Origin of the sequence: Streptomyces hundungensis (assembly GCF_003627815.1) — a bacterium.
In the GTDB taxonomy this organism is placed as follows: domain Bacteria; phylum Actinomycetota; class Actinomycetes; order Streptomycetales; family Streptomycetaceae; genus Streptomyces; species Streptomyces hundungensis_A.
This window is the reverse complement of sequence record NZ_CP032698.1, coordinates 2,576,056-2,600,182: the sequence shown is the minus strand read 5'-3', so window position 1 is coordinate 2,600,182 and position 24,127 is coordinate 2,576,056. Positions and strand designations below refer to the sequence as shown.

Sequence of the window (24,127 nt, the reverse complement as noted above, 5' to 3'; positions counted from 1 at the left end):
TGGCAGCAGGGACGTCAGCCGTTGCGGCGCAGGGCCTCGGACAGACGGGAGGCGGCGTCGATGACCGCCTGGGCGTGCATCCGGCCCGGGTGGCGGGTCAGGCGCTCGATGGGACCGGAGACCGAGACGGCGGCCACCACCCGGTTCGAAGGGCCGCGCACCGGCGCCGACACCGAGGCCACGCCCGGCTCGCGCTCGCCGATCGACTGGGCCCAGCCCCTGCGGCGTACGCCGGACAGGGCTGTCGCCGTGAAGCGGGCGCCCTGAAGGCCGCGGTGCAGACGCTCCGGCTCCTCCCAGGCCATCAGGATCTGCGCGGAGGAACCGGCCTTCATGGTCAGCGTGGAGCCGACCGGCACGGTGTCGCGCAGCCCCGAGAGGCGCTCGGCGGCCGCCACGCAGATCCGCATGTCGCCCTGGCGGCGATAGAGCTGAGCGCTCTCGCCCGTGACGTCCCGCAGATGCGTCAGGACCGGGCCGGCCGTGGCCAGCAGGCGGTCCTCGCCGGCCGCCGCCGCGAGCTCGGCGAGACGCGGGCCGAGGATGAAACGGCCCTGCATGTCCCGCGCCACCATCCGGTGGTGTTCCAGTGCCACGGCCAGGCGGTGTGCCGTGGGTCGTGCGAGCCCAGTGGCCGCGACCAGACCTGCGAGGGTGGCCGGACCGGACTCCAGAGCGCCCAGGACAAGGGCAGCCTTGTCCAGAACGCCTACGCCGCTAGAGTTGTCCATGCAACGATATTCACGTCTCACTCTGTGAAACGCAAGTTCAATTTTCTCCGGAAGTCGTCAAGCTGTACTGGCGATCCGTACAACGGAGCGCGGCCCCGCCCGGGGCGTGCGGTACGGGCACGGGCAATCGATCTCTAGAAGTGCCGGCGACGACGCCGGCCGGAGGGAAGGCGATGGGTAGGACACTCGCGGAGAAGGTCTGGGACGACCATGTCGTCAGGCGAGCCGAGGGCGAGCCGGACCTGCTCTTCATCGACCTGCACCTGTTGCACGAGGTGACCAGCCCGCAGGCCTTCGACGGTCTGCGCAAGAACGGTCGCCAGGTGCGGCGCCTGGACCTCACCATCGCCACCGAGGACCACAACACCCCCACCATCGACATCGACAAGCCGATCGCGGACCCGGTCTCCCGGGTCCAGCTGGAGACGCTGCGCAAGAACTGTGCCGAGTTCGGGGTGCGCCTGCACCCGCTCGGCGATGTCGAGCAGGGCGTCGTCCACGTGGTGGGACCGCAGCTGGGACTGACCCAGCCCGGCACCACCGTGGTCTGCGGCGACTCGCACACCTCGACGCACGGCGCCTTCGGCGCGCTGGCGTTCGGCATCGGCACCAGCCAGGTCGAGCACGTGCTCGCCACCCAGACGCTGCCGCTGGCCCCCTTCAAGACGATGGCCATCACCGTCGACGGGGAACTGCCCGAGGGCGTCACCGCCAAGGACCTGATCCTCGCCATCATCGCGAGGATCGGCACCGGCGGCGGCCAGGGCTACGTCCTGGAGTACCGCGGCTCGGCCATCGAGAAGCTGTCGATGGAAGCCCGCATGACCATCTGCAACATGTCGATCGAGGCCGGCGCCCGCGCGGGCATGATCGCCCCCGACGCCACCACCTTCGACTACCTGCGCGGGCGCGTGCACGCCCCCCAGGGCGAGGACTGGGACGCGGCGGTCGCGTACTGGAAGACCCTCAAGACGGACGACGACGCGGTCTTCGACGCCGAGGTCGTCATCAAGGCCGACGAACTCGCGCCGTTCGTCACCTGGGGCACCAACCCCGGCCAGGGCGCGCCCCTGTCGGCCAACGTCCCCGACCCGGCTTCGTACGAGGACGCTTCGGAGCGCGTGGCCGCCGAAAAGGCCCTGGAATACATGGGGTTGACCGCCGGACAGCGGCTGCGCGACATCAACGTCGACACCGTCTTCGTAGGTTCGTGCACCAACGGCCGCATCGAGGACCTGCGCAACGCGGCCGCGGTCATCGAGGGCCGCAAAGTCGCCGACGGCGTACGGATGCTGGTCGTCCCGGGCTCCGTCCGCGTCGCGCTCCAGGCCATGGACGAGGGCCTGGACAAGGTGTTCACGGCCGCCGGAGCCGAATGGCGGCACGCGGGCTGCTCGATGTGCCTCGGCATGAACCCGGACCAGCTGGCCCCCGGCGAGCGCTCCGCGTCCACCTCCAACCGCAACTTCGAGGGCAGGCAGGGCAAGGGCGGCCGAACCCACCTGGTTTCGCCCCAGGTCGCCGCCGCGACCGCGGTCCTCGGCCATCTGGGCTCGCCCGCCGACCTGTCCGACGCACGCACCCCCGTGGAGGCCTGAGAACCATGGAAGCTTTCACCACGCACACCGGCCGGGCCGTCCCGCTGCGCCGCTCCAACGTCGACACCGACCAGATCATCCCGGCCCACTGGCTGAAGAAGGTCACCCGCGACGGCTTCGAGGACGGGCTCTTCGAGGCCTGGCGCAAGGACTCCGAGTTCATCCTGAACAAGCCCGAGCGCAAGGGCGCCACCGTTTTGGTGGCCGGACCCGACTTCGGTACCGGATCCTCCCGCGAGCACGCGGTGTGGGCGCTCCAGAACTACGGCTTCAAGACCGTGATCTCGCCCCGTTTCGCCGACATCTTCCGGGGCAACTCGTTGAAGAACGGGCTGCTCACCGTCGTTCTCGACCAGAAAGTCGTGGACGCGCTGTGGGAGCTCATCGAGCGTGACCCGAGCGCCGAAATCACCGTTGACCTGCACGATCGCCAGGTTCGCGCGGAAGGCGTGACGGCCGACTTCGAACTCGACGAGAACGCCCGCTGGCGGCTCCTGAACGGTCTGGACGACATCTCGATCACGCTCCAGAACGAGCCCGCCATCGCCGCTTACGAGGCCCGCCGACCCGCGTTCAAGCCGAGCACGATCCAGGCCTGAACCGCCTATTGACCCCCCTTCGGCTGCATCGCGCCCCCTGATTTCCGGATCGATTTCCGGGCGGGGGGCGCGTCGCGTTTTGGGCTCCGGGGGTGACGTCAACTAGCCTTGCACGCAGGGCAGATGGCCGGATAGTCGCTTGCGCGATCGAGGGGGCGTACGCACGTCCAGGAGTCGCTGGATTCGCTCAGTTGCCCCCGCCGGAGGTGACAACTCGCCTCAGATGGCACAATCGACGCATGGAACGCGACAGCCAACTCGAGCTCTACGGGGTGGTGGCGGACCAACTGAAAGAAGCGCACACAAGGGTGCGCGAACTGCAAGTCCCGGAGGGCGTACGGATGGCGCTGTCCCGGAAGCTGCTGGTCATAACAGGAGCTGCCAAACACGATCTCGCCGATGCGGCAACGCGTCTGGACCGGTTGATGAAGGACCTCGACGAGGGCCGATTCCCCGAAGGCGACTGAGCCGTAAGGAACTAGGCGAGAGCCGACTTGTTGCGGCACTAGGGTGATTAGCCCGTTTCGTGTTTGATTTGCGGTATATATCTGCCTAACGTGCGAAAAGGCCTGGACGCTTTCGCTCAGGCAATGTCTCCGAAGGGGAAGACGTGAACAAGGCGCAGCTCGTAGAAGCGATTGCCGACAAGGTCGGCGGCCGTCAGCAGGCCGCGGACGCGGTGGACGCGGTGCTGGACGCGATCGTCCGTGCGGTCGTCGCCGGCGACCGCGTCTCGGTCACCGGTTTCGGCTCGTTCGAGAAGGTCGACCGCCCGGCCCGTTACGCCCGCAACCCGCAGACGGGTGAGCGCGTCCGGGTCAAGAAGACCTCCGTTCCGCGCTTCCGCGCGGGCCAGGGCTTCAAGGACCTCGTCGCGGGCTCGAAGAAGCTCCCGAAGAACGACGTGGCCGTGAAGAAGGCCCCCAAGGGCAGCCTCACGGGCGGTACTTCCACCCGCACGACCGTCAAGAAGGCCGCGGCCAAGAAGGCCACGACCGCCAAGAAGGCCACCGCGAAGAAGACCGCGGCGGTGAAGTCGACCGCCGCGAAGACCACGGCGGCCAAGAAGACCACCGCGAAGAAGGCCTCCGCCAAGAAGGCGACGCCCGCGGCCAAGAAGGCGACCCCGGCCAAGAAGGCCACGACCGCCAAGAAGGCCACCGCGAAGAAGACCGCGCCGGCCAAGAAGGCCGTCGCGAAGAAGGCGCCCGCGAAGAAGACCACGGCGCGCAAGACCACCGCCAAGAAGACGACCGCTCGCAAGAAGTAGTCCTCAGCGGCAAGGCTCAAGCGCCGGGCCGGGCTCCCCTCGGGGAGACCCGGCCCGCGGCCGTTTCACCGGCCAAGTCGCCGCGCGCGGCGGCCTCAGAACGTCTGGAGCGTCACCAGGGTGATGCGCAGCCCGTCTCCCGAGCCCTCGGTCTCGATGCGCACCCGCTGCCCGGCCCGCAACAGCCGCAGACCGCCCGCGTCGAAGGCCGGGGCCCCGAACTCCACCGGGGTGCCGTCGTCGAGCAGCACACTGCCGCTGCGGGTCTCGGAGTCGTATGTGTACGCGGTCGCCTGCATACCCGCCAGCCTAATGCCCCCGTACGGGGTCCAGGGCATCCCGCAGCGCCGCGGTCGCCGGGCCCACGCCCAGGGAGAGGGCCGTGTGGAGATCGGCGCCCGTGTCGACGTCCGCGCGGACCGAATCCACATCGGCGAGCAGGATCTCAGCCGCCCCCGAAGCCGTGTGGGCGGCCCGTGAAGGGCCGCCGAAAACCGGACGCAAATCCTGGCCCGGCAGGGCCGAAAGGAAAGTCGTGCCGATTCCCGCGGCATCCGCGAGAAAAGCACGCGGAAAGCGTTCCGCGGCGGCCAGCACCCGGCGCAGCTCGGCGGGGCGCAGCGCCGGCAGATCCGCGTTGAGGGCGGCGACCGGGGCCGCGGGGCGCCGGGAGCGCACCCGCCAGGCGCCGTGCGCCAGCGCCGCGTTGAGGCCGGCGGCGGGGGAGTCGGGCACGACGCGCGCGCCGAGCACGGCCAGTTCGGCGGCCGCCGACGGGTCGTCCGTGACGACCGCCACATCGCGCACCGCGGGACAGCGCAGCGCCGCCGCCACCGTGTCGAGCGCGAACGCCAGCGCCAGGCGGGGACGGAGCTCGTCGCCGACGGCCGCTCCCAGCCTGCTCTTGGCCAGCGCCAAGGGCTTCAGCGGGACGACGAGGGACCAGCGGGCAGCTGTGGCGGTGTTCGTGGCGTTCCCTCCGTCCGGGCGCCGCTCCGGGTGGGCCGGACGGCGGCGGGCTTCATTGTCACCCGCCCGGAGGGCCGGTGCGCGGACCGGGGCGTACGGTGTTCTCGACAGACCAGGGGCCCGGGGCGACACTTGCCCCCAGCTGCCACGCAGGGTCAGTTCCCACGGGTCCCCCAGCGGCCCGGCCGGGGTCCAAGAGGAAGGTGTCCGAGTGTCCCGCCGCAGAATCGGCTTCTGGTACCGCCTTGCGGCGGTCATCTCAAAGCCACCGCTGGTCGTTCTGTTCAAGCGGGACTGGCGGGGAATGGAGAACATTCCGGCCGACGGCGGATTCATCACCGCCATCAATCACAACTCGTATCTGGACATGTTCTCGTACGGGCATTTCCAATACAACAGCGGACGAGTGCCCCGATTCCTGGCGAAGGCCGCGCTTTTCAAGGCCCCCGTCGTCGGGACCCTGCTGCGCGGCACGGGCCAGATTCCCGTCTATCGCGAGTCCACCAACGCCGTCGGCGCCTTCCGGGCCGCCGTGGACGCCGTCGGACGCGGTGAATGCGTCGCCTTCTACCCCGAGGGCACCCTCACCCGCGACCCCGACCAGTGGCCGATGACCGCGAAGACCGGCGTCGCGCGGGCCGCCCTGCTGACCCGGGCGCCCGTCATCCCGGTCGCCCAGTGGGGCGCCAACTTGGCCATGCCGCCGTACGCCAAGGAGAAGAAGGTCCGCTTCTTCCCGCGCAAGACGCTCCAGGTGAAGGCCGGTCCGCCGGTCGACCTCGACCGGTTCTACGACAAGGAGCCGACGCCCGAGGTGCTCAAGGAGGTCACCGAGGTCATCATGGCCGCGATCACCTCCCTCCTCGAGGAGTTGCGGGGCGAGAAGGCACCGGAGAAACCGTACGATCTGCGCGAAGTCCGCGCACGCCAGCGCCGCGAGGCCGCCGGGGAGGGCACCAAGTGACACAAGGCACCACCAAGGCAGCGGTGTTCGGGACCGGTTCGTGGGGCACGGCGTTCGCCATGGTCCTCGCCGACGCGGGGTGCGACGTCACCCTGTGGGCCCGCCGCCCCGACCTCGTCGAAGCGGTCAACTCCACCCGCACCAACCCGGACTACCTGCCCGGCATCGAACTCCCCGCCTCCGTACGGGCCACCACCGACCCCGCCGAGGCCGCGGCCGGCGCCGACTTCACGGTCCTCGCCGTCCCCTCCCAGACGCTGCGCGACAACCTCGCCGCGTGGGCGCCCCTGCTGGCCCCCGACACCGTGCTGGTCTCCCTGATGAAGGGCGTCGAACTCGGCACGGCCAAGCGGATGAGCGAGGTCGTGGCCGAGGTCGCCAAGGTCCCCGATGACCGGGTCGCCGTGGTCACCGGCCCCAACCTGGCCAAGGAGATCGCCCAGCGGATGCCCGCCGCGGCCGTCGTCGCCTGCCGCGACGAAACCGTCGCCCGGCGCCTCCAGGCCGCCTGCCACACCCCGTACTTCCGCCCGTACACCAACACCGACGTCGTCGGCTGCGAACTGGGCGGCGCCGTCAAGAACGTCATCGGGCTCGCCGTCGGCATCGCCGACGGCATGGGGCTCGGCGACAACGCCAAGGGCTCGCTCATCACCCGCGGCCTCGCCGAAACCACCCGGCTCGGCCTCGCGATGGGCGCCGACCCCCTGACGTTCTCCGGACTCGCGGGCCTCGGCGACCTCGTCGCCACCTGCTCGTCGCCCCTGTCGCGCAACCACACCTTCGGCACCAACCTCGGCAAGGGCATGACGCTCCAGGAGACCATCGCGGTCACCAAGCAGACCGCCGAGGGCGTCAAGTCCTGTGAATCCGTGCTGGATCTGGCCCGGAGGCACGGCGTCGACATGCCCATCACGGAGACCGTCGTCGGCATCGTCCACGAGGGCAAGCCGCCGGTCGTCGCGCTCAAGGAGCTCATGTCGCGCAGCGCCAAGGCCGAGCGCCGCTGACCGCGCCGGGCCCGCGGCCGTGGATCGGGCGCCTCGAACGGGTACTCTCAACGCGATATGAGCAGCGAGAACCTCCCCCAGAGCCCTGAGAAGCAGCTCCGCAAGCCGCGGGTGGCCGTCGTGTTCGGCGGTCGCAGTTCGGAACACGGCATCTCGGTCGTGACCGCGGGCGCGGTGCTGCGCGCCATCGACCGCACGAAGTACGACGTGTTGCCCATCGGCATCACGACGGACGGCCGCTGGGCGCTCACCGCCGACGACCCGGAGCGCATGGCGATCACCGACCGGCGCACGCCCACCGTCGACGAGCTCGCCGAGTCCCCCGAAGGCGGCGTGGTCCTGCCGGTGGACCCGGGCAGCCGTGAAGTCGTCTACAGCGAGCCCGGTTCGGTGCCCAAGGCGCTCGGCGAGGTCGACGTCGTCTTCCCCGTCCTGCACGGCCCCTACGGCGAGGACGGCACCCTTCAGGGCCTCCTGGAACTCTCCGGCATCCCGTACGTCGGCGCGGGCGTCCTCGCCTCCGCCGTCGGCCAGGACAAGGAGTACATGAAGCGCGTCTTCACCTCCTTCGGGCTGCCCGTCGGGCCCTACCTCGTGGTGCGTCCGCGCGAGTGGGAGCAGGACGAGAAGAGCGCCCGCCAGCGCATCGCCGACTTCGCGGGTGAGCACGGCTGGCCGCTGTTCATCAAGCCGTCCCGGGCCGGCTCCTCGTTCGGCATCACCAAGGTGGACTCCTTCGAGGGCCTGGACGAGGCCATCGCCGAGGCCCGCCGCCACGACCCCAAGTTCCTCGTCGAGTCGCTGCTGCGCGGCCGCGAGATCGAGTGCGGGGTGCTGGAGTTCGAGGACGGGCCGCGGGCGAGCGTGCCCGCCGAGATCCCGCCGGTGACCGCCCACGAGTTCTACGACTTCGAGGCCAAGTACATCGACTCGGCGGCCGGCATCGTGCCCGCGCCGATCGGCGACGAGGCCACCGCCGAGGTGCAACGCCTGGCCGTCGCGGCCTTCGAGGCGACCTCCTGCGAGGGCCTGGTCCGCGCGGACTTCTTCCTCCAGGACGACGGCGAGTTCGTCATCAACGAGATCAACACGATGCCGGGGTTCACGCCGATCTCCATGTACCCGCGGATGTGGCAGGAGAGCGGCGTCGAGTACGCGGACCTCGTCGACAAGCTCATCCAGGCGGCACTGCGGCGGCCCACGGGCTTGCGTTAGAGGCTCTTGGTCGTCTTCACGACGGGGGCGCCGAACGCCTGGAGCACGGACGCGTCGTGCGCGTACCGCGTCCCCGTCAGCAGTTCCACGTAGGGCTCCCGCAGCGCGGTGACGAACCGGGGGCCCTCGGGGCGCGGGAACACGACCCACCAGACGCCCTCGACCTGAACGCCGTTGGTCGTGGGGTCACTCATCTCCTCGCCCCGCGGGATCCCGCAGCGCAGTACGATCTCCGCGTCCCCGTCCCCCCACCGGGCCGTCAGCGGTGAGTTCGGTGTGGGGTCGTGTCGCTTCTGCCCGGCCACGGTGTCGGGCAGGAGTCGGTCCAGGGCTGCGCAGGCGGCCGCCTCCTTGGCGGGGGGCGAGGGAACCGCCACCGTCGCGGTGGCGTCGGACGAAGAACAGCCCGCGGCCGCCAGGACGGCGACCGCGGGCAGGACGAGCAGCGGCCGGCGGCGAGAGAAAGTCACCGGCCCAGGGTAAGCGGGGGCTACAGATGGACGACCGGGCAGGTCAGGGTTCTTGTGATGCCGTCCACCTGCTGGACCTTGGCGACCACCATGCGACCGAGTTCGTCGACCGTCTCGGCCTGGGCCCGCACGATCACGTCGTAGGGCCCGGTCACGTCTTCGGCCTGGATGACTCCCGCGAGCTCTGCGATGGCCTCGGCGACTGTCGACGCCTTGCCCACCTCGGTCTGAATGAGGATGTACGCCTGTACCACGGAACCTCCAGAGCGGCCACGAGGATCATGTGGGGGAGAGAAAGAGACGCCACGGTACCGCGTCGCCCCGCGCGACGGGGAGACCCGCGCGACCGGCCGCTCGAGCCGCGCGGCGAGGGCGGCCACGAAGTTGACGTATGTGTTGACGGTACCCACGCCCGTGACGGCTCGCGACCGCAAGCGCACGGGGGCAGAAGAGGTACGAAGATGAGAGGTGGAACACGGTGAAAGGCACTGTGGGCGAGTTGGGGGAGTTCGGGCTCATCAGGGAGCTGACCTCCCGGCTCACCTCCACCCCCGCGGTCCGGCTGGGGCCGGGCGACGACGCCGCGGTCGTGACCGCACCCGACCGCAGGGTGGTCGCCAGCACGGACATCCTCCTGGAGGGGCGGCACTTCCGCCGCGACTGGTCGACGGCGTACGACGTGGGGCGCAAGGCCGCCGCACAGAACTTGGCCGACATCGCCGCCATGGGCGCGGTGCCGACCGCCGTGCTGCTCGGCCTGGTGGTGCCGGCCGAGCTTCCGGCCACCTGGCCCACCGAGCTGATGGACGGCATCCGCGACGAGTGCCAGGTCGCGGGGGCGGCCGTGGTCGGCGGCGACGTCGTGCGCGGGGACACCATCACCGTCGCCATCACCGCACTCGGCGACCTGCGCAACCACGAACCGGTGACCCGGGCCGGCGCCCAGCCCGGCGACGTCGTCGCCGTGACGGGCTGGCTCGGCTGGTCGGCGGCGGGCTACGCGGTGCTCTCGCGCGGCTTCCGCTCACCGCGCGCCTTCGTCGAGGCGCACCGCCGCCCCGAACCCCCCTACCACGCGGGCCCCGCCGCGGCCGGGCTCGGCGCCACCGCCATGACCGACGTCAGCGACGGACTGGTCGCCGACCTCGGGCACATCGCCGAGGCCAGCAAGGTCCGCATCGACCTGCGCTCCGGCCTCATCGACATCCCGACGCAGATGAGCGACATCGGCCAGGCCGTCGGCGTCGACCCGTTGCAGTGGGTGCTCACCGGCGGCGAGGACCACGCGATCGTGGCGACCTTCCCGCCGGACGTGAAGCTGCCCGCCCGCTGGAGGGTCATCGGCGAGGTCCTCAACCCCTCCGCGCTGCCCACCGTCACCGTGGACGGGGCGCCCTGGACGACCAAGGGCGGCTGGGACCACTTCGGGGACGATCCCGCGTGATCCCCCGCGTGCTGACCGTCGCCGGGTCCGACTCCGGCGGCGGCGCCGGCATCCAGGCCGACCTCAAGACGATGCTGGCGCTCGGCGTGCACGGCATGAGCGTGATCACCGCCGTCACCGCGCAGAACTCGCTGGGCGTCCAGGGCGCCTGGGAACTTCCGGTGGAGGCGGTGCGGGCCCAGTACCGGGCCGTCGTCGACGACATCGGTGTCCAGGCCGTCAAGACCGGCATGCTGTCGTCGGCGGCCCTGGTGGAGGCGGTGGCCGAGCTGCTCGCCGCGACCGAAGCCCCCGTCGTCGTGGACCCGGTGGGCGTCTCCAAGCACGGCGACCCGCTGCTCGCCGCCGAGGCCCTCGACTCCGTACGCACCCGGCTGCTGCCCGCCGCCACCGTCGCCACCCCCAACCTGGACGAGGTGACCCAGCTCACCGGCGTCCTGGTCGAGGACGAGGACGGGATGCGGCGCGCGGCCGGCGCGATCTTGGAGTTCGGGCCGCGCTGGGCGCTCATCAAGGGCGGCCACTTGCCCGGGGACCCAGGGCGGGCGGGCGGGAACCAGGCCGTGGACCTGCTCACCGACGGCACCGAGGAGCACTGGCTGCGGGCGCCGCGCCTGGACAACCGGCACACCCACGGCACGGGCTGCACACTGGCCTCCGCCATCGCCTCGGGCCTCGCCCGCGGGCTCGCGGTCCCGGAGGCGGTCCGCGCGGCCAAGGAGTACGTCACCGGCGCCATCGCCGCCGGGTTCGCGCTCGGCGCGGGCATCGGGCCGGTCGACCACGGCTGGCGCTTTCGCTAGCGGGGAGGGCGCCCGGGTACGGCAAAAAGCCGGTCCACCGAGGTGGACCGGCTTTTCAAGGCAACCGCAGGGGCTGCGCTACGACAGACGTCGCAATTAGCGCGAGACCTTGCCGGCCTTGATGCACGAGGTGCAGACGTTGAGCCGCTTCGGCGTCCGACCGACCACGGCACGCACGCGCTGGATGTTCGGGTTCCAGCGACGGGACGTACGGCGGTGCGAGTGCGAAATGTTGTTGCCGAAGCTCGGCCCCTTGCCGCAGACGTCGCAGTTGGCAGCCACGGGTCACTCCAAAAGCTTCAGATGCATTAAATGCACTTACAGTGAAATCCGGCGCACCGGAATCAGAGATCTGAAGTGGCTTGCCGGGGGAATTGACCCGACTCTCGCCGGGCAACCGAAGCAGCATACAACGCCTGCTCCGGAGATACGAAACTACCACGGTCTCGGCCGCCCCCGCCCCGGCCCCCGGACCCGGCCGCCACCGGGTCTACCCTGCGCTTCAACCGCTCGCCGCCCGCAAGGAGGACCACCAGGTGCCGCAGACCCTCGATGCCGTCGCGGTACGCGGCTGGTGCGCGCTGGCGCTGGACGCGCTGGGCCGGGACCGCGAGGCGATCGACGCGATCAACGTGTATCCGGTCGCGGACGGGGACACCGGCACCAACCTCTACCTGACGATGGAGTCCGCGGCGCAGGCCGTCGAGGCGGTCTTCGCGGCCTACCCCGAACCGCCCGTGTACGACGGCGTCCCGCCCACCGCCGATGTCGTACGGGCCATGGCGCACGGCGCGCTGATCGGCGCCCGCGGCAACTCCGGCACGATCCTGGCCCAGCTCCTGCGGGGCATGGCCGAGGTCGTCGCGGCGGGCGACGGCGATCTCGCCAAGGCCCTGGGCAGGGCCGCGGCTGCGGCCTATCTGGCGGTCGCCCACCCCGTCGAGGGCACCGTCCTGACCGTGGCCACCGCCGCCGCGAAGGCGGCCGAGAGCGCCGACGGCACCCCCGCGGCGGTGGCCCAGGCCGCCTACGCGGGCGCTCGCGCGGCCCTGGACGCGACGCCCTCCCAGCTCGCCGCCCTCGGCCGGGCCGGCGTCGTGGACGCGGGCGGGCGGGGCCTGGTGACGGTGCTCGGCGCCCTGGTCCAGGCGCTCTCCGGCGAGGCCCCGGTGGTGCGTGGCGAGGCCCCGGTGCCGGTGCCGGGGCCCGCGCAGGACTGCCCGGCCGAGCCCGCCGCGACGGGCCCGGCCTTCGAGGTGATCCACCTCCTGGAGGCCGACGACGCGGCCGTGGACCGGCTGCGGGCCCGGCTCGACCGGCTCGGCGACTCGCTGGTGATCGTCGGCGGCGACGGGCTCTGGAACGTCCACGTCCACGTCGACGACGCGGGGGCCGCCGTGGAGGCCGCGGTCGAGGCGGGCCGGCCCTACCGGATCCGCATCACGCACTTCGCGCAGCAGGCCGCCGTCGAGCCGCCCAAGGAACAGGTCCAGCGGGCCGTCGTCGCCGTCGTGCCCGGCGAGGGGCTGGCCGCGCTCTGCGCCGAGGCCGGCGCCACGACCGTGCTGACCCGCCCGGGCGAGGCCCCGGCCAGCGGGGAGCTCGTCGAGGCGATCCGGCGCGCGCACGCCCGCGAGGTGGTGCTGCTCCCCAACGACGCCGAGCTGCGCCACACGGCCGCGGCCGCCGTCGAGCAGGCCAGGGCCGAGGGGATCCGGGTCGCGCTCATCCCGACCAGGGCCGCCGTCCAGGGCCTCGCGGCGCTCGCCGTGCACGCCCCCGAGCGGCGCTTCGACGAGGACGTCGTGGCCATGACCTCCGCGGCCGGCGCTACCCGGCACGCCGAACTGGCCGTCGCCGAACGGCAGTCGTGGACGATGGCCGGTGTCTGCCAGGCCGGGGACGTCCTCGGCCTGATCGACGGCGACGTGGTCGTCATCGGCCAGGACCTCGCCGGCACCGCCCGTACCGTCCTCGACCGGATGCTGGCGGCGGGCGGCGAACTGGTCACCCTGGTCCTGTCCGCCGACGTCCCGCCGGGACTGGCCGCCACGCTCGAAGCCCATGTCAGCAAGGCCCACCTGGCGGTGGACACCGTCGTGTACGAGGGCGGCCATCAAGGGGTCCCGCTCTTCATCGGCGTGGAGTAGCAACTCCCTTGGCGGGGGCGGCCGTTGAGGTGGTCGGCGGTGTGCCCGCGGGCCCCGGCCGACCGGGCCCGTCCTCGGGCCGGCGGCGCGGGGGTGAGCAGGGGTTGTCCACAGGCTTTGGCGGGCTGTCAGTCCCGTGGTGTGCAATGGATCGCGTGCCTGCGCTCGAAGAACCACTGAAGAAGCTGCTCGGCGGACCCACCGCGAAGGTGATGGCCGACCACCTCGACCTGCACACGGTCGGCGACCTCCTGCACCACTACCCGCGGCGGTACGAGGAGCGGGGCCAGCTCACCAAGCTGGCCGAGCTGCCCCTGGACGAGGACGTCACGGTCGTCGCCCAGGTCGCCGACGCGCGGGTGCACACCTTCAACGGAGGGCGCGGCCAGCGCCTGGAGATCACCATCACCGACGGCAGCGGCCGGCTCCAGCTGGTCTTCTTCGGGCGCGGCATCCACAAGCCCCACAAGGAACTGCTGCCCGGCAGCCGGGCGATGTTCGCCGGCAAGGTGTCGATGTTCAACCGGCGCATGCAGCTCGCCCACCCCACCTACGCCAAGCTCGGCGCGGACGCGGCCGAGGGCGACGACGCCGTGGACGTCGACTCCTGGGCGGGCGCCCTGATCCCGATCTACCCGGCCTGCAAGGGCCTGGAGTCCTGGAAGATCGCCAAGGCGATCGACGCGGTCCTGCCCAGCGCCCAAGAGGCCGTCGACCCGCTCCCCGACGCCCTGCGCGAGGGGCGCGGCTTCGTCTCGCTGCCCGAGGCCCTCCTCAAGGTGCACCGGCCGGCCACCAGGGCCGACATCGAGGACGCGCGTCAGCGCCTGAAGTGGGACGAGGCCTTCGTCCTCCAGGTGGCGCTCGCCCGCCGCCGCCATGCGGACGGTCAACTCCCGGCCGTGGCAAGGCGACCGGTCCCCGGCGGCCTGCTCGACGCCTTCGACGCCAAGCTCCCCTTCACCCTCACCGAGGGCCAGGAGACGGTCTCCAAGGAGATCTTCCACGACCTGGCCACCGAACACCCCATGCACCGGCTGCTCCAGGGCGAGGTCGGCAGCGGGAAGACGATGGTCGCGCTGCGCGCCATGCTCGCCGTCGTCGACTCCGGCGGGCAGGCCGCGATGCTCGCCCCCACCGAGGTCCTCGCCCAGCAGCACCACCGCTCGATCACCGAGATGATGGGCGAGCTCGCGCAGGGCGGCATGCTGGGCGGCGCCGAGCTGGGCACCAAGGTCGTGCTGCTCACCGGCTCCATGGGGATGCCCGCCCGGCGCCAGGCCCTGCTCGACCTGGTCACCGGCGAGGCGGGCCTGGTCATCGGCACCCACGCCCTCATCGAGGACAAGGTGCGCTTCCACGACCTGGGCCTGGTCGTCGTCGACGAACAGCACCGCTTCGGCGTGGAACAGCGCGACGCGCTGCGCGGCAAGGGCAAGCAGCCCCCGCATCTGCTCGTCATGACGGCCACGCCCATCCCGCGCACGGTCGCCATGACGGTCTTCGGTGACCTGGAGACCTCGGTCCTCGACCAACTGCCCGCCGGGCGCTCGCCCATCGCCAGCCATGTCGTGCCCGCCCAGGACAAGCCGCACTTCCTGGCCCGCGCCTGGGAGCGGGTCCGCGAGGAGGTCGACAAGGGCCACCAGGCGTACGTCGTGTGCCCCCGCATCGGGGATGCCGCCGAGGACGCCGACGAGAAGAAGACCGCCAAGGGCAAGAAGAAGGCCGAGGAGGCCGAGACCGCCGACAAGCGGCCGCCGCTCGCCGTCATCGAGATCGCCGAGCAGCTCTCCAAGGGGCCGCTCCAGGGGCTGCGCACCGAAATCCTGCACGGCAGGATGCAGCCCGACGACAAGGACGACGTGATGCGCCGGTTCGGCGCCGGCGAGGTCGATGTGCTGGTCGCCACCACCGTCATCGAGGTCGGCGTGAACGTGCCGAACGCCACCGCGATGGTGATCATGGACGCCGACCGGTTCGGCGTCTCCCAGCTCCACCAGCTGCGCGGCCGCGTGGGCCGTGGCTCCGCCCCGGGCCTGTGTCTGCTCGTCACCGAGATGCCGGAGGCGAGCCCGGCGCGGGCCAGGCTCAACGCCGTCGCCTCCACCCTCGACGGCTTCGAGCTCTCCCGCATCGACCTCGAACAGCGCCGCGAGGGCGATGTGCTCGGCCAGGCCCAGTCCGGGGTGCGCTCCTCGCTGCGGATGCTCACCGTGATCGACGACGAGGAGGTCATCGCCGCCGCCCGCGAGGAGGCCGTCGCGGTCGTCGCCGAGGACCCGGACCTCGACCACCTGCCGGCCCTGCGCACGGCCCTGGACGCCCTGCTCGACAAGGACCGCGAGCAGTACCTCGACAAGGGCTGAGAGACTGGGGCGAGCACATCCGCCCCACGGACACCGACAAGGACTGAGATGACCCGCGTGATCGCCGGCCGGGCCGGTGGACGCCGCCTGGCCGTACCGCCGGGCACCGGCACCCGCCCCACCTCCGACCGGGCGCGCGAAGGCCTCTTCTCCACCTGGGAGGCACTGCTCGGCACCCTCGACGGCATCCGGGTCGCCGATCTGTACGCGGGCTCCGGAGCGGTGGGCCTCGAAGCGCTCTCCCGGGGCGCCGCCCACGCCCTGCTCGTCGAGGCCGACGCCCGCGCCGTGCGCACCGTCCGTGACAACGTGGCGGCGCTCAAGCTGCCCGGCGCCGAGGTGCGTACCGGCAAAGCGGAGCAGATCGTGACAGGCCCGGCGCCCGCCGAGCCGTACGACGTGATCTTCCTCGATCCGCCGTACGCCGTCACCGATGACGATCTTCGGGAGATCCTGCTCACACTCCGTCGCGGGGGCTGGCTCACCGACGACTGTCTCGTCACCGTGGAGCGCAGCACCAGAGGCGGGGAATTCGGCTGGCCCGAAGGATTCGAAGCGCTGCGGGCCCGTCGTTACGGCGAGGGCACGCTTTGGTACGGTCGCGCCGCCTCCACGTGCGAAAACGCGCCGAGAGACACCCCATGACCGGACCGGAGAGCGAGGGACATCAGATGCGCCGCGCCGTCTGTCCGGGGTCCTTTGACCCCATCACCAACGGACACCTCGACATCATCGCCCGCGCCTCCCGTCTGTACGACGTCGTACATGTCGCGGTGATGATCAATCAGTCGAAGCAGGGCCTGTTCACCATCGAGGAGCGGATCGAGATGATCCGCGAGGTGACGGCCGACCTGGGCAACGTGGAGGTCGAGTCCTTCCACGGGCTGCTCGTCGACTTCTGCAAGCAGCGGGACATCCCCGCGATCGTCAAGGGCCTCCGCGCCGTCAGCGACTTCGACTACGAGTTGCAGATGGCCCAGATGAACAACGGGCTCTCGGGCGTCGAGACCCTGTTCGTGCCCACCAACCCGACGTACAGCTTCCTGTCGTCCTCGCTGGTCAAGGAGGTCGCGACCTGGGGCGGAGACGTCTCCCACCTGCTGCCGGCCACCGTCCACGAGGCGCTGGTCGCCCGGCTCGCGCAGAAGTGAGCCGCTGAGCGGTCGCCGAGCCGAGCACTGACGGTGCGTCACCCGGTGTCGGGCGGGCGCCGACTGGCCTTACAGTCGTCCCGTCCGTCTCCCATCCATGAGAAGAGTGGCGATCATCGGTGGACGTGCAGAAGAAGCTCGACGAGATCGTCGAGGTGGTCGGCAGCGCCCGGTCCATGCCCATGTCGGCCTCGTGCGTGGTCAACCGCGCCGACCTCCTCGCGATGCTGGATGAGGTGCGCCAGGCCCTGCCCGGCTCGCTCGCCCAGGCCCAGGAGCTGATCGGCGGCCGGGAGCAGCTGGTCGAGCAGGCCCGCCAGGAGGCCGAGCGGATCATCGAGTCCGCGCACGCCCAGCGCGGCACGCTGATCTCCGACACCGCGGTCGCCCGCCAGTCCCAGGACGAGGCGGACCGCATCCTGGACGAGGCCCGCCGGGAGGCCGAGGAGATCCGCGCCGAGGCCGACGACTACGTCGACTCCAAGCTCGCGAACTTCGAGGTCGTCCTCACCAAGACCATCGGCTCGGTCGACCGCGGCCGCGAGAAGCTGCTCGGCCGCGGCCCCGGCCTGGACGCGGAGGGCCGGTCCGACGAGGACGCCCCCGAGTACAGCGCCGACCCGGGGACGCTGATCCACCGCGCGGACGAGTACGTCGACGCCAAGCTCGGCGCCTTCGAGGCGGTGCTCGCCAAGACCCTCGAAGCGGTCGGCCGAGGCCGCCAGAAGCTGCACGGCCGGACCGCCTCCGACGAACTGGGCGCGCACATGGCCGCCCAGGACGCGGCGGGCGGCCTGCACCAGCACACCAGCGACGCCGACTACCTGGCCGGCCTCGCCGAACTGGCCGAGCCCGAACCCGCTGCCGCGCACGCCGCCGCCGCCGAGCCGCACATCCCGGCCCAGCAGCAGCCCCAGGCCTACGACCCCTACGGCTACCAGCAGCCGCAACAGCATGACCCGTACGGCTATCAGCAGCCCCAGCAGCAGGAGCAGTACGCGCAGTACGGATACGGGCAGCAGGATCCCTACGCCTATGACCAGGGCGGGCACCAGCAGTACGCCGCTCCCGAGGCCGGGCAGCAGTACGGGGTGCCGTCCCAGCACCAGCCGCAGCAGGCCGCGCTCGACGAGACGAGCCTCTTCGACACCAGCATGATCGACCTGGATCAGCTGCGCGCCTACGAGCAGGGCCGGGGGCAGCACCGCCCGTAGCGGTCCGGGGCCCGGACGGTCGGGGCGGAGAGAGAAGAGAAGAGGGGGAACAGGACCGGATTGGGTCTATCGCGGCCGGTCCAGTATCCTGGTTCTTCGGTCGCGCGTACGTCCGCGATCCAAGCTGCCCGATTCGCTGCGCGAAGCCGGTGGCAGCCACTCCACGATCTCGAAAGCAGGAAGAGCCCTGAGCACGCGCCTCGACCACCGCAATCCCCTCGTGTTCGACACACACGAGCTGGGACGGCGTCCCGGTGCGCTCCAGCGGCTCTCCCGCACCGTGGAGGCCCCCAAGGACCTCGGCATCGCCGAAGTCATCCACGTGCCCGAGGGCAGGCCCGTGGACATCGAGCTCCGCCTGGAGTCGGTCATGGAAGGGGTGCTTGTCACAGGCACCGCCCGTGCATCGGCCGACGGGGAGTGCGTAAGGTGTCTGGAGCCGCTTCAGCAGGACGTTGAAGTGGACTTCCAGGAAATGTTCTCGTACCCCGACACCGACGACCGGGGCCGCCACAAGGCAGCCGCGGACGACGATGCCGAGGACGACGAGGACATGATTCCGCTCGAGGACGGCATGTTCGACCTCGAGCCTTTGCTGCGTGACGCGGTAGTGCTCGCACTGCCGATGCAGCCGGTGTGCCGGGAGGACTGCCCGGGGCTGTGTTCCGAATGCGGAGCGAGCCTGGCGGACGACCCGGACCACCACCATGACGCCGTCGACATTCGTTGGGCGGCATTGCAGGGACTCGCCGGGACCATCCAGGACGGCGAGAAGGACAACATGAGCGGCACTGCGTCTGACGTGCAGGATGCCGCCGAGAAGCAGGAGAAGTAGCCGTGGCTGTTCCGAAGCGGAAGATGTCGCGCAGCAACACGCGCCACCGCCGGTCGCAGTGGAAGGCTGCGGTCCCCACCCTGGTTGCGTGCGAGCGCTGCCATGAGCCGAAGCTCCAGCACATCGCGTGCCCGAGCTGCGGCACCTACAACAAGCGCCAGGTCCTCGAGGTCTGAGCGGCTGGTGAGAGGCCCGATGTCTGAGTCCAACGCCAAAAAGGCGGACAACAACACGGCCTCGTCCCACACGCTTCTGGAAGGGCGGCTCGGGTATCAGCTCGAGTCCGCCCTTCTGGTGCGTGCGCTCACCCACCGTTCGTACGCGTACGAGAACGGCGGTCTGCCGACCAATGAGCGGCTGGAGTTCCTCGGGGACTCGGTGCTCGGTCTGGTCGTCACGGACACGCTGTACCGCACCCACCCCGATCTTCCGGAAGGCCAGCTGGCCAAACTCCGGGCCGCGGTGGTCAACTCTCGTGCGCTCGCGGAGGTGGGCCGAGGGCTCGAACTCGGCTCCTTCATCCGGCTCGGCCGGGGCGAAGAGGGCACGGGCGGCCGGGACAAGGCATCCATCCTCGCCGACACCCTGGAAGCGGTGATCGGCGCGGTCTATCTCGACCAGGGGCTTGAGGCGGCGTCCGCGCTCGTCCACAAGCTGTTCGACCCCCTGATCGAGAAGTCCTCGAACCTCGGGGCCGGCCTGGACTGGAAGACCAGTCTCCAGGAGCTGACGGCGGCCGAAGGGCTCGGCGTTCCCGAGTACCTGGTCTCCGAGACCGGACCCGACCACGAGAAGACCTTCACTGCTGCCGCCCGCGTCGGTGGTGTCTCGTACGGCACCGGCACCGGCCGCAGCAAGAAGGAAGCGGAGCAGCAGGCCGCGGAGTCGGCATGGCGGGCCATTCGCGCCGACGCCGACGAGCGGGCCAAGGCGGGGGCGGAGCTCCCCGTCGCCGCGACCGATGGCGGGTCGCCGACTCCCGCCGCCGGTGATTCGGCGGCCTGACAGCCTCTTCCTTCGAGACCCCCGGCCGGCACCCTCTCGGTGCCGACCGGGGGTCTCGCCCGTTTCCGTCCACCCGGGCCCGCCGCGAGCGCCCGGCCGGCCCGGAGGTAATCTGCGCACATGCCCGAACTGCCTGAAGTCGAAGTCGTCCGGCGCGGCCTTGAGCGCTGGGTGGCCGGGCGCACCGTGGCCGAGGTCGAGGTGCTGCACCCCCGCGCGGTCCGCCGCCACCTGGCCGGGGGCGAGGACTTCGCGGCCCGGCTCACGGGCCATCGGTTCGGCGTCGCGCACCGGCGGGGCAAGTATCTGTGGCTGCCGCTCGCGGACGCGGACGCCTCCGTGCTCGGGCACCTCGGAATGAGCGGGCAGCTCCTGGTGCAGCCCGGGGACGCCCCGGACGAGAAGCACCTGCGGATCCGGGTGCGCTTCCAGGACGACGCGGGCACCGAACTGCGCTTCGTCGACCAGCGCACCTTCGGCGGGCTCTCGCTGCACGACACCGTCATGGGCAGCGAGGACGGGCTGCCCGACGTCATCGCGCACATCGCCCGCGATCCGCTGGACCCCGCCTTCGACGACGAGGCCTTCTTCGTGGCGCTGCGGCTGCGGCGCACCACGATCAAACGAGCACTGCTCGACCAATCGCTCATCAGCGGGGTCGGCAACATCTACGCCGACGAGGCGCTCTGGCGCGCCCGGCTGCACTACGACCGCCCCACCGCGACCCTGAACCGCCCCAAGGCGGTCGAACTCCTGGGCCACGCACGGGACGTGATGAACGCGGCGCTCGCGGTCGGCGGCACCAGCTTCGACAGCCTCTACGTCAACGTCAACGGGGAGTCCGGCTACTTCGAGCGCTCCCTCGACGCGTACGGCCGCGAGGGCGAGCCGTGCCGGCGCTGCGGAACGATCATGCGCAGGCGGGCGTGGATGAACCGGTCGAGCTACTTCTGCCCGAAGTGTCAGCGGGCCCCGCGCGCCACGTCATAACTCTGCTGCGCGTCGAGGACCGACGGCATCCGGTCTTCCACGAAGTGGATGAGCGAGAGCAGCCGTTCGGCCACCTCGCGCCCCAGCGAGGTCAGTTCGTAATCCACCCGGGGCGGGTTGGTCGGCTGCGCCTCGCGGTGGACGAGGCCGTCGCGCTCCAGTGAGTGCAGGGTCTGGGAGAGCATCTTCTCGCTCACGCCGTCGACCCGGCGGCGCAGCTCGTTGAAGCGCAGGCTCCCCTCGTACAGCGCGCCCAGCGTCAGGCTGCCCCAGCGCCCGGTGACGTCCTCCAGCGTGCGCCGGGACGGGCAGGCCTTGGCGAACACGTTGAACGCCAGGTCCGCGTCGGCGGCGTCGGCGGCCTCGGCGCAGGGTCCGGCGGTGCGCTCCGCGCCGGGAGAGATGTCATCCATGCCTTCGAGCATACGCCCCTACAGCGCTTGCACCCAGGTTGCGCTAACCAAAAGTTAGTGCTTACCTGGGTGCAGCGCCGCAGCGGGCCTCCGCAGCGGATCCGCTTCCGGCCGTCGCATCCGCCCTGCCGCCTTTCCTGCCCCCGAGGGGATTACCGCCGTGATCACTCCTGTCGTCTCGATCGCCTATCACTCCGGATACGGCCACACCGCCGTGCTCGCCGAGGCCGTCCGCCGGGGCGCCGCCGACGCCGGGGCCACCGTCCACGTCATCAAGGTCGACGCCCTCACCGAGGCCGAGTGGGAGCTGCTCGACGCGTCCGACGCCATCGTCTTCGGCTCGCCCACCTACATGGGCACCGCGTCCGGCGCCTTCCACCAGTTCGCGGAGGCCACCTCCAAGCGCTGGTTCACCGACGCCTGGCAGGACAAGCTCGCCGCCGGCTTCACCAACTCCGGCTCCAAGAGCGGCGACAAGGGCCACACCTTGCAGTTCTTCCAGACCCTCGCCGCCCAGCACGGCATGCACTGGGTGAACCTCGGCCTGAAGCCCGGCTGGAACTCCTCCACGGCCTCCGAGTACGACCTCAACCGGCTCGGCTTCTTCTCCGGCGCCGGCGCCCAGACCAACTCCGACGAGGGCCCCGAGGCGGTCCACAAGGCCGATGTCGCGACCGCCGAGCACCTGGGCCGCCGCGTCGCCGAGACCACCCGCGTCTTCCTCTCGGGCAAGGCCGCCGTCGGCGTCTGATCCCGTTGTGCGCACCGGGATTCCCGGAGCGCCCAAACGAAAGGGCCCTCACCGTTCGAAACGGTGAGGGCCCTTTCGTGTGCGTACGAACAAACAACGCGTCCGGGATTGCGTACGAGCGATGGAATTGATCATTCGACGGTACGCACATGGCGCCCGGCGAATGATCAGAAACCGAAGTCCTGGGTCCACCAGGGGCCGCCGGGACCGAAGTGCACGCCGACGCCCAGGGACTTGTACTCGCAGTTGAGGATGTTCGCGCGATGGCCCGGGCTGTTCATCCAGGAATCCATCGCGGCCTTGGCGTCGGCTTGGCCGCGGGCGATGTTCTCGCCGCCGAGGCCTTGGACGCCCGCCCGCGCGGCCCGGTCCCACGGGGACCTGCCGTCCGGGTCGGTGTGGTCGAAGAAGCCGCGGGCCGCCATGTCGACGCTGAAGGCGCCGGCCAGCGAGGCGAGCGCGGGGTCCGCCGTCACGGGGCGGCAACCGGCCTGCGCCCGCTCCTGGTTGACCAGGGACAGCACGGTGGCCGCCGCCGAGACCTCGGTGCTCGGCGGCTGCGCGCGCTGCGAGGGCACGAGGCTCGGCGAGGTTCCGGCGCCGGAGGGCGCGGCCGGCTTCGACGGAGCCGGGGCAGGCGACTCGGCCGTCTTGCGCGGGGCGGGCGCGGAGGCCGAGGCGGGCGGGGAGGGCGTGGCCGAAGCGCTGGGGGAGGGCGAGGCCGACGGGGTGTGCGCGGCCTTCGCCGACTGGGTCGGAGTGGGAGCGGACGCCGTCGGCTTCTCCGACTCACCGCCCTGCGCCCGCACGTCCGGGGTCCGGCTCGCGTGCGCCGGGCCGCCGGCCACGGTGTCGCCGCTCACCCGGAACGTACCGCCGCCGGGCAGCAGGCCCGACGCCACGGCCACCGCTCCCACGGCCACCGCGGCGGAGACGCCGAGCAGCCCCGTACGCACGGGCACGGCCCCGCGCTTCTTCCGGCGTGATGCGCCCTGGGTCCGGCCGTCCCGCGCCGCCGAGACATCTGCGGGCGCGGGATCGGCGGCGGAGCGACGATGGCGTCCCATCTGCTGTGCCTTCCTCAATGCCGGGGGCAATGCCTGGCCGCATTGCCGGGGCCACGAGCGGGCCCGAAATGATCAAATGCGCACTAACCCATACGGGTGAGGCTCATTGCGTCGCGACTGTACGCCATGGCGCATGGGGGTGAAGTGCCGCGTGAGCAATTGGCCGGTTAGCGTGCACGTATGAACGAAGATGCGCATGGAGATGTTCGACTCACGGCCTGGGTGCGCGGGCGAGTACAGCAAGTCGGCTTCCGCTGGTTCACCAGGGCGAATGCTCTGGAGATCGGCGGCCTCAGCGGGTTCGCCCTCAATCTGGACGACGGACGCGTCCAGATCGTCGCCGAGGGGCCGCGTGAGAATTGCCACCGTCTCCTGGAGTGGCTCCGCTCCGACGACACACCGGGCCGGGTCGACGGAGTCACCGAGATCTGGGACACAGTGCGCGGCGGCTACGACGGCTTCGCGATCCGCTGAGCCCACCCGGCCGCGGGCGGTGACCGATGCTCGGTAACCCCTCGCATCCGGGCGGCAACCCCGCGCTGACCTCGAACGATCTGCCTGTTGCCATCTCGCGTCCGGCGTGGAAGGCTGCGGAGGTAACGAAGATCTCCACGCCCCCAGGGCTCCGAGGAGAGGCAGCGCCGCCCATGTTCGCGGCCGCGGGCCCCCGGACTGCCCATGGATACGGGGCGTGATCGTGTTGACCGTCAAACTTTTTGGTGAGACTCTGGAAGCCCCGCGCACCTTAGCTGTTTGGCATGAAGAACCGCAGTCAAGTCCAAGCACCGCGGGTGCGATTCCCTCACGACCCACACCGCTTCGGTCGGTCACTCAGTGTGGAGGACCATCCATCATGGCAAAGGCGCTTCTCGGTTACGTCGGCGGTTCCGACCCGCGACTCCTCGCCGAGATGCGACGGCTCCAGCAGCGCGTCCAGGACCTCGAGTCCGAGCTCAACCGGATTCAGTCCGAGAACGACGTGCTGTCCGCTGCCGCCGCTTCGCACCGCGGAGATTCGCTGCTCGAAGGCATCGACATCGACGTCCCGCAGGCGGAGCCCGCACTCACCTGATCCTGGGTGGGCCAAGGCTTCCGTCTCTCTCGTCGCG

29 protein-coding genes are annotated in these 24,127 nt (G+C 71.0%); 21 read left to right on the top strand and 8 right to left on the bottom strand.

Going from position 1 to position 24,127, the window contains the following annotated elements:
• Positions 1–14 precede the first annotated feature (14 nt).
• A complete protein-coding gene (gene ndgR, locus DWB77_RS11570) occupies positions 15–731 on the bottom strand; it encodes an IclR family transcriptional regulator NdgR (RefSeq protein WP_120721190.1) in 717 nt (238 codons plus the stop codon).
• 173 nt (positions 732–904) lie between these two features.
• Here ndgR and leuC point away from each other — a divergent pair, with 173 nt between their 5' ends.
• The 4 genes from leuC to DWB77_RS11550 all read left to right on the top strand — a co-directional run bounded on the left by leuC (position 905) and on the right by DWB77_RS11550 (position 4,198).
• A complete protein-coding gene (gene leuC / locus DWB77_RS11565) occupies positions 905–2,329 on the top strand; it encodes a 3-isopropylmalate dehydratase large subunit (RefSeq protein ID WP_120721189.1) in 1,425 nt (474 codons plus the stop codon).
• Between the two features lie 5 nt (positions 2,330–2,334).
• The gene (leuD, locus tag DWB77_RS11560; protein WP_120721188.1) at positions 2,335–2,928 is read left to right on the top strand and encodes a 3-isopropylmalate dehydratase small subunit; all 594 of its coding nucleotides are present in this window, start codon (positions 2,335–2,337) and stop codon (positions 2,926–2,928) included.
• A 239-nt stretch (positions 2,929–3,167) separates the two neighbouring features.
• Entirely contained in the window at positions 3,168–3,395 is a 228-nt protein-coding gene (locus DWB77_RS11555; RefSeq protein WP_120721187.1) for a hypothetical protein, read from the top strand.
• Positions 3,396–3,538: 143 nt separating this feature from the next.
• The gene (locus DWB77_RS11550) at positions 3,539–4,198 is read left to right on the top strand and encodes an HU family DNA-binding protein (protein WP_120721186.1); all 660 of its coding nucleotides are present in this window, start codon (positions 3,539–3,541) and stop codon (positions 4,196–4,198) included.
• 95 nt (positions 4,199–4,293) lie between these two features.
• Here the strand turns inward: DWB77_RS11550 and DWB77_RS11545 are convergent, their stop codons facing one another.
• Positions 4,294–4,497, bottom strand: a complete 204-nt coding sequence (locus tag DWB77_RS11545) for a hypothetical protein (RefSeq protein ID WP_120721185.1) — start codon at positions 4,495–4,497, stop codon at positions 4,294–4,296.
• A 10-nt stretch (positions 4,498–4,507) separates the two neighbouring features.
• Positions 4,508–5,116 (bottom strand): 2-phospho-L-lactate guanylyltransferase, encoded by a 609-nt coding sequence (cofC, locus tag DWB77_RS11540; protein WP_428985117.1) that lies wholly within the window; start codon positions 5,114–5,116, stop codon positions 4,508–4,510.
• A gap of 262 nt (positions 5,117–5,378) precedes the next feature.
• Here cofC and DWB77_RS11535 point away from each other — a divergent pair, with 262 nt between their 5' ends.
• From DWB77_RS11535 to DWB77_RS11525, 3 genes are read left to right on the top strand one after another with little or no spacing between them, the layout of a single operon-like run.
• Positions 5,379–6,131 (top strand): lysophospholipid acyltransferase family protein, encoded by a 753-nt coding sequence (locus DWB77_RS11535; RefSeq protein ID WP_120721184.1) that lies wholly within the window; start codon positions 5,379–5,381, stop codon positions 6,129–6,131.
• Positions 6,128–7,141 carry an NAD(P)H-dependent glycerol-3-phosphate dehydrogenase gene (locus DWB77_RS11530; RefSeq protein ID WP_120721183.1) on the top strand — a complete coding sequence of 338 codons (1,014 nt, stop codon included), beginning with the start codon at positions 6,128–6,130 and terminating at the stop codon, positions 7,139–7,141. Before DWB77_RS11535 ends, DWB77_RS11530 begins: the two co-directional genes overlap by 4 nt.
• A 57-nt stretch (positions 7,142–7,198) precedes the next feature.
• Positions 7,199–8,356, top strand: coding sequence for a D-alanine--D-alanine ligase family protein (locus DWB77_RS11525; protein WP_120721182.1), 1,158 nt, complete (start codon positions 7,199–7,201; stop codon positions 8,354–8,356).
• Here DWB77_RS11525 and DWB77_RS11520 read toward each other — a convergent pair.
• Both DWB77_RS11520 and DWB77_RS11515 read right to left on the bottom strand, forming a co-directional pair.
• Positions 8,353–8,826, bottom strand: coding sequence for a DUF3515 family protein (locus DWB77_RS11520; protein ID WP_120721181.1), 474 nt, complete (start codon positions 8,824–8,826; stop codon positions 8,353–8,355). The two genes, DWB77_RS11525 and DWB77_RS11520, sit on opposite strands and share 4 nt — an antisense overlap.
• A 20-nt stretch (positions 8,827–8,846) precedes the next feature.
• Positions 8,847–9,080: an Lrp/AsnC family transcriptional regulator gene (locus tag DWB77_RS11515; protein ID WP_120721180.1), complete on the bottom strand. Its 234-nt coding sequence runs from the start codon at positions 9,078–9,080 to the stop codon at positions 8,847–8,849.
• Between the two features lie 224 nt (positions 9,081–9,304).
• Here DWB77_RS11515 and DWB77_RS11510 point away from each other — a divergent pair, with 224 nt between their 5' ends.
• Positions 9,305–10,270 carry a thiamine-phosphate kinase gene (locus tag DWB77_RS11510; protein WP_120721179.1) on the top strand — a complete coding sequence of 322 codons (966 nt, stop codon included), beginning with the start codon at positions 9,305–9,307 and terminating at the stop codon, positions 10,268–10,270.
• Positions 10,267–11,073 (top strand): bifunctional hydroxymethylpyrimidine kinase/phosphomethylpyrimidine kinase, encoded by an 807-nt coding sequence (gene thiD / locus DWB77_RS11505; protein WP_120721178.1) that lies wholly within the window; start codon positions 10,267–10,269, stop codon positions 11,071–11,073. The genes DWB77_RS11510 and thiD overlap by 4 nt, the downstream gene beginning before the upstream one ends.
• A 96-nt stretch (positions 11,074–11,169) precedes the next feature.
• Here the strand turns inward: thiD and rpmB are convergent, their stop codons facing one another.
• Positions 11,170–11,355 (bottom strand): 50S ribosomal protein L28, encoded by a 186-nt coding sequence (gene rpmB, locus DWB77_RS11500; protein WP_003951095.1) that lies wholly within the window; start codon positions 11,353–11,355, stop codon positions 11,170–11,172.
• 254 nt (positions 11,356–11,609) lie between these two features.
• On the opposite strand from rpmB, the gene DWB77_RS11495 reads away from it, so the two are divergent.
• The 9 genes from DWB77_RS11495 (at position 11,610) to mutM (ending at position 20,787) form a co-directional block, all read left to right on the top strand.
• A complete protein-coding gene (locus tag DWB77_RS11495) occupies positions 11,610–13,223 on the top strand; it encodes a DAK2 domain-containing protein (protein ID WP_120721177.1) in 1,614 nt (537 codons plus the stop codon).
• A 146-nt stretch (positions 13,224–13,369) separates the two neighbouring features.
• Positions 13,370–15,592: an ATP-dependent DNA helicase RecG gene (recG, locus tag DWB77_RS11490; protein ID WP_120721176.1), complete on the top strand. Its 2,223-nt coding sequence runs from the start codon at positions 13,370–13,372 to the stop codon at positions 15,590–15,592.
• A gap of 48 nt (positions 15,593–15,640) precedes the next feature.
• Positions 15,641–16,237 (top strand): 16S rRNA (guanine(966)-N(2))-methyltransferase RsmD, encoded by a 597-nt coding sequence (gene rsmD / locus DWB77_RS11485; RefSeq protein WP_120721175.1) that lies wholly within the window; start codon positions 15,641–15,643, stop codon positions 16,235–16,237.
• 26 nt (positions 16,238–16,263) lie between these two features.
• Positions 16,264–16,743, top strand: a complete 480-nt coding sequence (gene coaD, locus DWB77_RS11480; RefSeq protein WP_216826912.1) for a pantetheine-phosphate adenylyltransferase — start codon at positions 16,264–16,266, stop codon at positions 16,741–16,743.
• A 119-nt stretch (positions 16,744–16,862) separates the two neighbouring features.
• Positions 16,863–17,957, top strand: coding sequence for an ATP synthase F0 subunit B (locus DWB77_RS11475; protein WP_120721173.1), 1,095 nt, complete (start codon positions 16,863–16,865; stop codon positions 17,955–17,957).
• A 187-nt stretch (positions 17,958–18,144) separates the two neighbouring features.
• Positions 18,145–18,792, top strand: coding sequence for a YceD family protein (locus DWB77_RS11470; protein ID WP_174248696.1), 648 nt, complete (start codon positions 18,145–18,147; stop codon positions 18,790–18,792).
• A gap of 2 nt (positions 18,793–18,794) precedes the next feature.
• On the top strand, positions 18,795–18,968 hold the full coding sequence (gene rpmF / locus DWB77_RS11465) for a 50S ribosomal protein L32 (protein ID WP_007493396.1): 174 nt from the start codon (positions 18,795–18,797) through the stop codon (positions 18,966–18,968).
• A 19-nt stretch (positions 18,969–18,987) separates the two neighbouring features.
• On the top strand, positions 18,988–19,797 hold the full coding sequence (gene rnc / locus DWB77_RS11460) for a ribonuclease III (RefSeq protein ID WP_120721171.1): 810 nt from the start codon (positions 18,988–18,990) through the stop codon (positions 19,795–19,797).
• Positions 19,798–19,917: 120 nt separating this feature from the next.
• Positions 19,918–20,787, top strand: coding sequence for a bifunctional DNA-formamidopyrimidine glycosylase/DNA-(apurinic or apyrimidinic site) lyase (mutM, locus tag DWB77_RS11455; RefSeq protein ID WP_120721170.1), 870 nt, complete (start codon positions 19,918–19,920; stop codon positions 20,785–20,787).
• Here mutM and DWB77_RS11450 read toward each other — a convergent pair.
• Positions 20,760–21,200: a winged helix-turn-helix transcriptional regulator gene (locus DWB77_RS11450; protein ID WP_120727663.1), complete on the bottom strand. Its 441-nt coding sequence runs from the start codon at positions 21,198–21,200 to the stop codon at positions 20,760–20,762. The two genes, mutM and DWB77_RS11450, sit on opposite strands and share 28 nt — an antisense overlap.
• A gap of 160 nt (positions 21,201–21,360) precedes the next feature.
• Here DWB77_RS11450 and DWB77_RS11445 point away from each other — a divergent pair, with 160 nt between their 5' ends.
• A complete protein-coding gene (locus tag DWB77_RS11445) occupies positions 21,361–21,951 on the top strand; it encodes a flavodoxin family protein (protein WP_120721169.1) in 591 nt (196 codons plus the stop codon).
• Positions 21,952–22,118: 167 nt separating this feature from the next.
• On the opposite strand, the gene DWB77_RS11440 is transcribed toward DWB77_RS11445, so the two are convergent.
• A complete protein-coding gene (locus DWB77_RS11440) occupies positions 22,119–23,018 on the bottom strand; it encodes a CAP domain-containing protein (protein WP_120721168.1) in 900 nt (299 codons plus the stop codon).
• Between the two features lie 180 nt (positions 23,019–23,198).
• Here DWB77_RS11440 and DWB77_RS11435 point away from each other — a divergent pair, with 180 nt between their 5' ends.
• Positions 23,199–23,492 (top strand): acylphosphatase, encoded by a 294-nt coding sequence (locus DWB77_RS11435; RefSeq protein WP_120721167.1) that lies wholly within the window; start codon positions 23,199–23,201, stop codon positions 23,490–23,492.
• Between the two features lie 379 nt (positions 23,493–23,871).
• Entirely contained in the window at positions 23,872–24,090 is a 219-nt protein-coding gene (locus tag DWB77_RS11425; protein WP_053727915.1) for a hypothetical protein, read from the top strand.
• The last annotated feature ends 37 nt before the right edge of the window (positions 24,091–24,127 follow it).

Bases quoted from the DNA above. Each gene is read 5' to 3' on its own strand.
- ndgR (WP_120721190.1), bottom strand. From the start codon at position 731: ATGGACAACTCTAGCGGCGTAGGCGTTCTGGACAAGGCTGCCCTTGTC.
- leuC (WP_120721189.1), top strand. From the start codon at position 905: ATGGGTAGGACACTCGCGGAGAAGGTCTGGGACGACCATGTCGTCAGG.
- leuD (WP_120721188.1), top strand. From the start codon at position 2,335: ATGGAAGCTTTCACCACGCACACCGGCCGGGCCGTCCCGCTGCGCCGC.
- DWB77_RS11555 (WP_120721187.1), top strand. From the start codon at position 3,168: ATGGAACGCGACAGCCAACTCGAGCTCTACGGGGTGGTGGCGGACCAA.
- DWB77_RS11545 (WP_120721185.1), bottom strand. From the start codon at position 4,497: ATGCAGGCGACCGCGTACACATACGACTCCGAGACCCGCAGCGGCAGT.
- DWB77_RS11525 (WP_120721182.1), top strand. From the start codon at position 7,199: ATGAGCAGCGAGAACCTCCCCCAGAGCCCTGAGAAGCAGCTCCGCAAG.
- recG (WP_120721176.1), top strand. From the start codon at position 13,370: ATGGATCGCGTGCCTGCGCTCGAAGAACCACTGAAGAAGCTGCTCGGC.
- rsmD (WP_120721175.1), top strand. From the start codon at position 15,641: ATGACCCGCGTGATCGCCGGCCGGGCCGGTGGACGCCGCCTGGCCGTA.
- coaD (WP_216826912.1), top strand. From the start codon at position 16,264: ATGCGCCGCGCCGTCTGTCCGGGGTCCTTTGACCCCATCACCAACGGA.
- rnc (WP_120721171.1), top strand. From the start codon at position 18,988: ATGTCTGAGTCCAACGCCAAAAAGGCGGACAACAACACGGCCTCGTCC.
- mutM (WP_120721170.1), top strand. From the start codon at position 19,918: ATGCCCGAACTGCCTGAAGTCGAAGTCGTCCGGCGCGGCCTTGAGCGC.
- DWB77_RS11450 (WP_120727663.1), bottom strand. From the start codon at position 21,200: ATGGATGACATCTCTCCCGGCGCGGAGCGCACCGCCGGACCCTGCGCC.
- DWB77_RS11440 (WP_120721168.1), bottom strand. From the start codon at position 23,018: ATGGGACGCCATCGTCGCTCCGCCGCCGATCCCGCGCCCGCAGATGTC.
- DWB77_RS11435 (WP_120721167.1), top strand. From the start codon at position 23,199: ATGAACGAAGATGCGCATGGAGATGTTCGACTCACGGCCTGGGTGCGC.
- DWB77_RS11425 (WP_053727915.1), top strand. From the start codon at position 23,872: ATGGCAAAGGCGCTTCTCGGTTACGTCGGCGGTTCCGACCCGCGACTC.